The sequence below is a fragment of the Coleofasciculus sp. FACHB-712 genome, from assembly GCF_014695635.1.
GTDB lineage: Bacteria > Cyanobacteriota > Cyanobacteriia > Cyanobacteriales > FACHB-T130 > FACHB-T130.
Genome location: NZ_JACJOQ010000313.1, coordinates 1 through 3,293 on the forward strand (window position 1 = coordinate 1; position 3,293 = coordinate 3,293).

General features: G+C 47.3%; 4 protein-coding genes. 1 reads left to right on the forward strand and 3 read right to left on the reverse strand.

Features of this window, described 5'->3' with window-relative positions; translation table 11 throughout:
• The coding region (locus tag H6F50_RS08140; protein WP_190428225.1) for a family 10 glycosylhydrolase at nt 1-1,659 on the forward strand (1,659 nt) is incomplete at its 5' end.
• A gap of 156 nt (nt 1,660-1,815) precedes the next feature.
• On the opposite strand, the gene H6F50_RS08145 is transcribed toward H6F50_RS08140, so the two are convergent.
• The 3 genes from H6F50_RS08145 to H6F50_RS08155 form a co-directional block, all read right to left on the reverse strand.
• The gene (locus H6F50_RS08145; RefSeq protein WP_190411538.1) at nt 1,816-2,076 is read right to left on the reverse strand and encodes a hypothetical protein; all 261 of its coding nucleotides are present in this window, start codon (nt 2,074-2,076) and stop codon (nt 1,816-1,818) included.
• Nucleotides 2,066-2,542, reverse strand: a complete 477-nt coding sequence (locus tag H6F50_RS08150; protein ID WP_190411537.1) for an SRPBCC family protein — start codon at nt 2,540-2,542, stop codon at nt 2,066-2,068. Before H6F50_RS08150 ends, H6F50_RS08145 begins: the two co-directional genes overlap by 11 nt.
• A gap of 277 nt (nt 2,543-2,819) precedes the next feature.
• A partial coding sequence (locus H6F50_RS08155; RefSeq protein WP_190428227.1) for a DUF4439 domain-containing protein occupies nt 2,820-3,293 on the reverse strand: 474 nt, incomplete at its 5' end.

Genomic DNA, 3,293 nt, shown 5'->3' on the forward strand with positions numbered 1-3,293 from the left:
AACGTAAAATCTGACCTAAAAACGGCACTGCCACAGATATATCAAGATGCCGCTGGAATTCCTAGCTATGCCACCGACGAAATCGCAGTCGCCACGAAAGCAGGGCTGGTAGCGAACTACCCGAATCTAAAATTATTCAATCCCAATCTAGCAGCAACTCGTGGCGATGTTGCAGCTTTTATTTATCAAGCTTTAGTCTATCTAGACGAAGCGCCTCGGATTGAATCTCCCTACCTCGTAGTGCCTCCAAAAACCATTCCACCCAGTCAGCCTCAAACTGTCAAAGTCAATCATCAGCGGGAGTTTCGGGGTGTGTGGGTGACAACGGTGTGGAACAGTGATTGGCCTTCCAAACCGGGACTGACGGCTGCACAACAGCAAGCCGAACTTATCGGTATCCTTGACCGGATGCTAGCGATGAAAATGAATGCGCTAGTCTTGCAAGTACGACCGGAAGGGGATGCTTTTTATGCTTCGCAATTAGAACCTTGGAGTTATTGGCTGACAGGAAGCCAGGGAAAAGCACCAGAGCCATTTTACGATCCGCTGGAGTACGCGATCGCCCAATGCCACAAGCGCAATATTGAACTTCATGCTTGGTTCAACCCTTACCGCGCCAGAGTCTCTATTAACAACTCCTCACCAGCCCGTCCTCACATCGCCGTCACTAACCCCGAAGCAGTTTATGTATGGGGTAATCAGATGTGGATGGACCCCGGATTGAAAGTGGTTCAGGACAGGGCATATAATGTCATTCTCGATGTGGTGCGTCGCTATGACGTAGATGGCATCCATTTGGATGACTATTTCTATCCCTATCCCATCGAAGGCAAATCTTTTCCCGACAATAAAACCTACGCCGCTTATACGGCGGCTGGCGGGAAACTTTCTTTAGGTGAGTGGCGGCGGGACAATGTAAATCAAATGGTTCAGCGCCTATCGCGGGGAATTCAGGCAACCAAGCCACACGTCAAATTTGGCATTAGTCCCTTTGGCATTTACCGTCCCGGACAGCCGTCTCAAATTCGGGGGCTAGATGCCTACAGCGTACTTTATGCGGATTCAAAAAAATGGCTAGAGCAAGGCTGGGTTGATTATCTCGCCCCGCAACTCTACTGGCGCATCGACCAAACTGCACAAAGTTACCCCGTGTTGCTGAAGTGGTGGACGGAGAATAACCCCAAAGATCGACATATTTACGCCGGTAATAATCTGGGGCAGTTGGATGGCAAGGCTTGGACGCTTGCGGAGATAGAAAAGCAAGTTGACATTACTCGCAACTTGAGCGGGAATTTGTCTTTAGGGAATATCTTCTTCAGTATGGAAGCCTTCGTTGAAAATCGTCAGGGCATCTATGAAAAATTCAAAACCTCGACTTATACCAAACCCGCACTAGCACCCGCGATGTCGTGGCGAAATACGACACCACCCCCACCCCCAACTGCACTGGGGTTGAGAAATGGCAAGCTGACATGGAATCTTGCTAGCACTCCCGATATTCGTTCTTGGACGCTTTATAAGCAAACTGGTACAACTTGGACGCTGCAAAGAATCCTTTCAAGAGAGACAACGTTTGCAACAGTTGAGCCGGGAACTTATGCTGTGTGCGCGGTAGATAAGATGGCAAATGAAAGTGGGGGAGTCGTCGTCACCGTCTAACTTGTCACCGTCTAGGTATCCGTGGAAAGCACTTTTTTGAACCATAAAGACACTAAGGGAAATAACAGGGAAGTAACTTTGTGTTTCCTTAGTGCCTTTGTGGTTAATCCGGGGTGTTTTAAACCACCCAACTCAATAAGTTTGTGTTTCCAGTCCTTATAAGTCTAAAGACTCGGTTTTAGAGTTCAGGCGCTTGGAGATTTGGCTGATTATCCCACTCAAGATTGCCCCTCCCATGAGAACTCCAAGCGCTGGGGTAAACAAGGGTTGCCAGAGTTTGTACCACAAATCGAGACCGAGGGGAATGCCGACCGAGTGACCGACAACAGCGATCGCTAGCCACCCAAAACTGAGCAAAACTAGGAACACATCCGCGACTAAAATCAGATTGAGCCAATTGAGGAGTTTATCTTTCATCAGAGTTCTTCAAATTTCTCCGAAAATTTTCGTTTAACAACGTTTGTTTGAGGTTGTTCATCCGCATCTGAAACATTGTCTCTAAACCCCAGCGGATCGCGGTACTGTCCAGAAACGGGTTCAGTTCAAAATTAATGACATCAACTAGGCGTGTCTCTGTGTCAGAAATGGGAATGAACTGATGGATATGTTCCCAGAATTGGAACGGGCCGCGCAATTGTTTATCAATAAATCTTCTCGGAGGTTCCCAGCGAGTAATTTGCACTTGCCAGTCGATTCCTATCTGCTCGAAAAGTTCTACCCGGATTGTAAAGCGCGTCCCTAAACCACAAATAATGTTTGAATCCAATACCCTGACAACTGGAAATGGTGGAGAGATGCGTTCTAGCAGATGTACATCCTCGTGAGCTTCCCAGACGGTTTCGATGGGGAGGGAGACGGTTTCGCTAACCTCAAAGTGTTCCAATTCTCTTCACCACCCAAGTCATTTGCTCGTTGGTAAATTTTTTTTTGCAATTGACGCTTCGGAATCTGCTTGCTTTGAAATTTTATCAATTACAAGACGTTTTTGATGATTTTTACTAAAAAATTAAAATTAAAGAAATTTTTTTAAGGGTTTATATTACTTTGGGAATTTCTTAAGTTGAATATCAAATCGCTTCCTATACAGCCTGAGTGCGGATTGTGGAATCGCACTCAGGCTAACGGATGAAGCCTACAGGCTTCATGAGGCTACGGTTGAATTAGACTTTCAGCACCCAGTCTTTGCGAGTATCAGCACTGACGAAGGATGCGGGAACGATCTCGATATCAACGCCCAGTGACTTGAAAGCAGCACGAATTGCTGTCGCGTGGGCAGATTCATCGGAGCCAATGCTTGCGCCTGCGGTAATTAAGGCGGGGGTTTTGAGCTTCGCAATTTCTCTGGTATAAGCGATCGCTGCGTCAGTCTCCAGAGCGAGTGCTAACTTGGCAATATTCACATCTGAGTCGATGTTGCCTTCTCCTGCCTTGATGTAGGACGAGAGATCGTAGCTAGATTTTGCCGTCACCGGGGTGGCACCCAAACTTTTCACCACCGATGCCAGAGTATCCCGATGCGTTTTGTGATCGGCTTGGTTGCGGAGTGCCAACGCCAAAACAGCTTTGCCTACATCGGTGTCACTCAGCTTTGTTGCCGCAAAACCATACGCCCAAATCGCTTGATGCTCGAAAAA

Excerpts from the sequence above, each read along its gene's own strand:
- H6F50_RS08145 (WP_190411538.1), bottom strand. The coding sequence starts at position 2,076 with ATGAAAGATAAACTCCTCAATTGGCTCAATCTGATTTTAGTCGCGGAT.